General features: G+C 54.1%; 7 protein-coding genes. 3 read left to right on the forward strand and 4 right to left on the reverse strand.

Features of this window, described 5'->3' with window-relative positions:
• Positions 1–898 precede the first annotated feature (898 nt).
• Both KKD83_02685 and KKD83_02690 read left to right on the forward strand, forming a co-directional pair.
• Positions 899–1,381 carry a PKD domain-containing protein gene (locus KKD83_02685; GenBank protein ID MBU2535058.1) on the forward strand — a complete coding sequence of 161 codons (483 nt, stop codon included), beginning with the start codon at positions 899–901 and terminating at the stop codon, positions 1,379–1,381.
• An 18-nt stretch (positions 1,382–1,399) separates the two neighbouring features.
• The gene (locus KKD83_02690) at positions 1,400–2,185 is read left to right on the forward strand and encodes a glucose 1-dehydrogenase (GenBank protein MBU2535059.1); all 786 of its coding nucleotides are present in this window, start codon (positions 1,400–1,402) and stop codon (positions 2,183–2,185) included.
• Between the two features lies 1 nt (position 2,186).
• Here the strand turns inward: KKD83_02690 and KKD83_02695 are convergent, their stop codons facing one another.
• Genes KKD83_02695 through KKD83_02705 form a run of 3 tightly spaced genes read right to left on the reverse strand, consistent with a single transcriptional unit; the run spans position 2,187 to position 4,211 of the window.
• Complete coding sequence (locus KKD83_02695) at positions 2,187–2,516, reverse strand: hypothetical protein (GenBank protein MBU2535060.1); 330 nt, start codon at positions 2,514–2,516, stop codon at positions 2,187–2,189.
• Positions 2,513–3,973 (reverse strand): 4-hydroxyphenylacetate 3-hydroxylase family protein, encoded by a 1,461-nt coding sequence (locus KKD83_02700; protein MBU2535061.1) that lies wholly within the window; start codon positions 3,971–3,973, stop codon positions 2,513–2,515. The genes KKD83_02695 and KKD83_02700 overlap by 4 nt, the downstream gene beginning before the upstream one ends.
• 52 nt (positions 3,974–4,025) lie before the next feature.
• Positions 4,026–4,211 carry a hypothetical protein gene (locus tag KKD83_02705; GenBank protein MBU2535062.1) on the reverse strand — a complete coding sequence of 62 codons (186 nt, stop codon included), beginning with the start codon at positions 4,209–4,211 and terminating at the stop codon, positions 4,026–4,028.
• 106 nt (positions 4,212–4,317) lie between these two features.
• Here KKD83_02705 and KKD83_02710 point away from each other — a divergent pair, with 106 nt between their 5' ends.
• The gene (locus tag KKD83_02710) at positions 4,318–4,797 is read left to right on the forward strand and encodes a CinA family protein (protein ID MBU2535063.1); all 480 of its coding nucleotides are present in this window, start codon (positions 4,318–4,320) and stop codon (positions 4,795–4,797) included.
• 268 nt (positions 4,798–5,065) lie between these two features.
• Here the strand turns inward: KKD83_02710 and KKD83_02715 are convergent.
• Positions 5,066–5,187, reverse strand: a 122-nt coding sequence (locus tag KKD83_02715; GenBank protein MBU2535064.1) for an IS110 family transposase, incomplete at its 5' end; no start/stop codon positions are given.

Raw genomic sequence — 5,187 nt, forward strand, 5'->3', positions numbered from 1 at the left:
TCATCACTGGTGGAGGGCAAGCTACCGTGCGCCATTGCCTTCAAGATTGCCAAAGAGTTGAAAGTCAGCCCTCATGATGTGGGCGAGGCAGCCAATCGGTTATCCGTTAAAATAAGTCGCTGTCAGATGGGATGTTTTCCGTAAATGAAAGCTATACAGGATAAGCTAACCTTTTCCTCCCTCTACCGTTTTATTAGATAGTTTGAGCAAATAGGAGGCGGATATGAAGAGGCTATTAATATTTACGGCTCTGATAATGCTGGCTACAGTGTTGATTGCCTGTGCCGCGCCGGCCCCAGCACCGGCCCCAGCACCGGCCCCGATGCCGGCACCAGCGCCAGCCTCGAGGCCTGGGCCAGCCCCGGCTCCGTCTATAGTGATTCCGGCACCGCCTAAAGGGATACCAGGCGAAGTGGTTGTGGAAACACCGCCCATGGCACCAGAGCCATCGCCGGTAAATGGAGGAGACCTATCTATTGATACCGACCGCATGATTATACGCACGGCCAACATGCAGCTGGTGGTGGACGATGTCCGCGACACCATAGATAAAATCGCCGAACTCGCGCAGGGCCGGGAAGGGTACGTGGTCAATTCAAGTAGCTGGAAAGAGGGAGAGCGTATTGTCGGGCAGATTACCATACGCGTGCCGTCATCGGATTTCAACTATGCGATGAGCGTGTTGCGTGAAATGGCGGTGGAGGTGAACTCCGAGACTACGTCCAGCCAGGACGTTACCGAGGAATACGTGGACCTTGAGGCGACGCTCCGCAACCTGGAAGCCACCGAAGCGCAGCTTCTGAAACTTATGGAAAAAGCGGTGAAAGTGGAGGACATTCTCAACGTTCAGCGCGAGCTATCAAGAGTGCAGCAGGACATTGAGCGGACCAAGGGACGCATGCAGTACCTGGAGCGGACCTCGGCGATGTCACTCATCCAGGTCTTGCTGGAGCAGTCCAAACTTGAGGTCAGGTTCAGCGCCAGCACGACAACGGCGAAAGAAGGGGAGCAGATTCGGTTTTACAGTGACGTGGGGGGTGGCATCGCGCCTTACAGCTGGGAGTGGGACTTTGGCGACGGCAATACCAGCACCGACAATAATCCAGGCCATAAATACAAATCAAAGGGAACCTATACCGTCACACTGGCGGTGACCGATGACCGCGGCAATCAGGATACGGAAAAGAGGAGCGACTACATTACGATATTGCCTGGCTGGAGTGCCGGTAACATTGTTGACAGCGCCTGGAACGGGCTTATCAATTTTGGCAGGATACTGGCCAATATCTTAATCTGGCTCGGCATTTTCAGTCCTGTGTGGATAGTAGTCGGCGTGATACTTTACTTCGCTTGGTGGCGTCGCAGAAAGAAGCGTGCCTGAGCAAGGAGGGTAGCGAACATGGACCTGTCCCGATTTTCCCTGGAAGGTAAAATCGCTCTGGTCACCGGGGGCAGCCGGGGCATCGGCCGCGCCATCGCCCTGGCCTTTGCCGATGCCGGGGCCGATGTTGCCATCAGCAGTCGGAAGCTTCCTGACCTGGAGGCGGTGGCCGATGAGCTCCAGCAGAAGGGTGTAAAAAGCATGGCGGTGGCCAGTCACATCGCCAAGGGAGAAGAGTCAAAGGCCCTGGTGGACAGGGTAAAGGGGGAGTGGGGAAAGATAGATATCCTGGTCAACAATGCCGGCACCAACCCGTACTACGGGCCGCTGCTGGAAGCCGAGGAATGGGCCTGGGATGTAACCATGAACGTCAACCTCAAGGGGCCATTTCTCCTGAGCCAGGTGGTGGCCGGCGTGATGAAGGAGCAGGGGGGCGGCAGCATCATCAATATCGCTTCCATCATGGGCATGGTACCCAGCGAGCTCGGCATTTACAGCGTGTCAAAGGCGGGCATAATCATGCTCACGCAGGTTCTGGCTAAAGAATGGGGCCAGTACAAAATAAGGGTGAACGCGATTGCACCAGGCGTGGTCAAGACCAAGCTGAGCGAGGCTCTGTGGAAGGACCCGGCGAAGGGGGAGGAGGCGGCAAAGAGCAAAGCACTGGGCTATATCGGGGTGCCCGAGGACATTGCCGGGGCGGCGCTTTTCCTCGCCTCCGATGCATCGAGCTACGTTACCGGGGAAGTCATCGTAGTTGACGGAGGTGAACTCGTCGGGCCGGCGCCAGACTTCGGAACCTGAACTAACTCTCCGGTGAAGAAAAGGATTTGAGCTTCTGCATCACCTGATTGGATATATCTTTTTCCGCCGTGGGCATGAGGTCGACCATTCCTCCGGCTATCACAATGAAGTTCTTTGCCAGCCTGCGGAAACTTTCTTTGTTACCACACTTCCTGGGGCAGCCGCACAGTATCACCACCACGTCGATAGGGTCATCGTCCGGCGAAACGAGCTGTAGCTCTGGCGCATTTTCGATTGCCTCTTTCAGCTTGTTGCCGATTTGAATAAGGTCAATGAGAGGATTGCAGGAACCGCAGTATTTTAAGGTTACCTTCAGCTTGTAATCCGTCACACCAGTTTTGGTTGCTCCCCGATCTTGGCTAGCTTCTGGGCCAGCCGCTTCTTGCGTTCCCAGTTTGCGCGTCGCATAAGCATAATCCTTTGTGCCTGCGGTGAACCAGCACCGTGCATCGATTCGGCGAGAGCGGTACCGCAGGTCATCCCCTCAATCAGCCTCAGAAGACGCATTCTGGTCTCGGCAGGCACATCGGTTGTACCCTTTAAGTATTTATCCACATATTTACCGACTCGGGTGTTGCTCCAGTCCAGTTCCGAGGGCATTGTCGCCAGCAAACCGCCAGCCATATCCTGGGCGAGTCTGGCAATCTCATAAACATTTCGGGTGACATTGAGTTTGGTGACGTTGGCCAGAAGTGGGTCGGCCATGAAATTGCCCGCCGGCAGCGCATATCCCTGACAGGAGCAGGCGATGGAGCAGCAGTAGAGCGTCTCCGCAAGGTGAACCATCTCCACCAGCTTGTCTCTTATGTGCGAGGCATTGGCCGTACCCTGTACCTCGGCCAGTGCGTACGTAGCACCGGTGAGAACATCGGCCAGGCCGACCTTGCAGCCGCCGTAGTTCTGTCGGTGGGCGGTGGCAAAGCGCTCCACAAGTTCAAAGGCGAAATCGTACTCGCCACACATAAATACCTGTTCCCAGGGAACAAAGACATCGTCAAAGACCACCAGTGCCTCCCCACCGACAATGCCGTATTCCGGATTGCCCTGGTCCATCAGGCAACCGCTGCATTTTCGGTCGTCGTTGGTCTGCCGACCGAATATATGGACCAGTCCGGGGGCATCAACCGGCACATAAAAACACACGGCGTAATCGGCGTCCGCCTCCTTCATTGACGTGGTCGGCATGACCAGATGGCCGAGGGCGTTGACGGCGCCGGTAATATGTGCCTTGGCCCCTCTGACCACAATGCCGTCCTTCTTCCTGTCCACAACGTGGACATACTGGTCGGGGTCAGCCTGCTGGCTGGGGGAAAGACTGCGGTCGCCTTTCGGGTCGGTCATGGCCCCGGAGATGAAGCGGTCCTCTTTCTGGACCTCCTTGAGGAGATTGACAAACCGCTTATGGTACTCGGTGCCATTCTTCTTATCCATATCATAGGTTACCGAGTAGATGGCGTTCAGCGCATCGTGACCGACACAGCGCGCAAAGCAACTTCCCGTCTGCTGCCCCAGTGCACGGAGGGCTTTCACTTTCTGCACCAGGTCGTGGGTGCTGTGGTGCACATGGGTGAAAAGGTTTATCTTCTCTCCCGTAAGGTGGGATTTGGTGGTCAGCAATTCTTCAAATTCGGGTGCCCACGCCATATCATAGGTCAGGGCGGCGGCGTTGATATGGGGGACAAAGGCAGGGTGGTCCGCCACGCTATCGATTTTCTCCCCCATATAGTAAATTTCCGGCTTTACCCGGCGCAGACCTTCCCGGTAATCATCACCACGTATCATACCCATAGCCCGAAACCTCGCACTTCATATTAATATGTCTTGTCAGGGGAGACTTGAATCATTCATAATAGCCGCGACTGACAGAAAAGGTAATGGCGCCCAGAATAAAAAGACCCGAAAGCGCAAACCAGAAAATCCAGGTGAATTCTGGCATTACTGGGGGAATTACTGCGGCGGCGGTTACAATGCCCACCACAGCGCAAAGCACACCGATAACGCCCAGAATGATAGCTGTTAAGCCCATTGCTTACCCTCCTAATATTTTTTTTATCCGTTACGCCTAGTTTAGTATATAATAAGAAAAAGTTAAAGGTATTAGTCAGGTAATTATTCATCTGGTATAAGTTTAAATGACTATTCTTGAACGAGAAATCGGCGATATACTACGTCAAAGAGGCATGACGCTGGGGGCAATTGAGTCGGCCACTGGCGGGCTTATTTCCCACCGCATAACCAATGTCCCGGGCAGCTCTGATTATTACAAGGGCTCGGTAACCGCCTACAGTAACGAAGCGAAAGCCGAAGTGGTCGGGGTGAAGCGGGAGACCATAGAGGGGTATGGCGCGGTGAGCGCCCAGGTAGCTGAGGAGATGGCGGAGGGGGGCAAGAAGCTGCTGGCGGTGGACATATGCATTGCGGACACGGGTATTGCCGGCCCGGGCGGAGCTACCCTGGGCAAGGCAGTGGGTCTATTTTATCTAGGTCTGGCTCATGGGAGGAAGACTTACAATAGACAGCACAATTTCGCGGGAAACCGAGAACAGAACAAACAGGATGCCGCGGAAGCTGCCTTGATGTGGCTGAAAGAATACCTGTTAAGTCTTAAATAGACCAAATAGAGTTTGTAACGAGGTGTTTAAGAGGGGCGTTAGCCTCTCTTTTAATATCCTCCCCTTCTCCTTTGGAGGAGGGGGAACAGATAATCCGATACCCACCGTTCCCTTCTTAACTAGCGTAAATCATCATCAAGCTAAAAGGAGTACAATCAGATTCGGCCACATAGTGCTTTACGCTATCGACCACCTGCTCCTGAAGCTATTATGCCGATGGGACTAACTTAGAAAGTGGCACAATTACTTGGGGCAGCAACTGTCTTCATTATGCCTCCACAGAAACACGTCTAAGGATAATTTCCGGTTGCCAAACGGTCATCGTACGCATCATGGCATTGAGAATTGTCAGCAACTTCCGCATGCAGGCCACCAAGGCCACTTTCTTCA

Source organism: Chloroflexota bacterium (genome assembly GCA_018829775.1).
Taxonomy (GTDB): domain Bacteria; phylum Chloroflexota; class Dehalococcoidia; order Dehalococcoidales; family RBG-16-60-22; genus E44-bin89.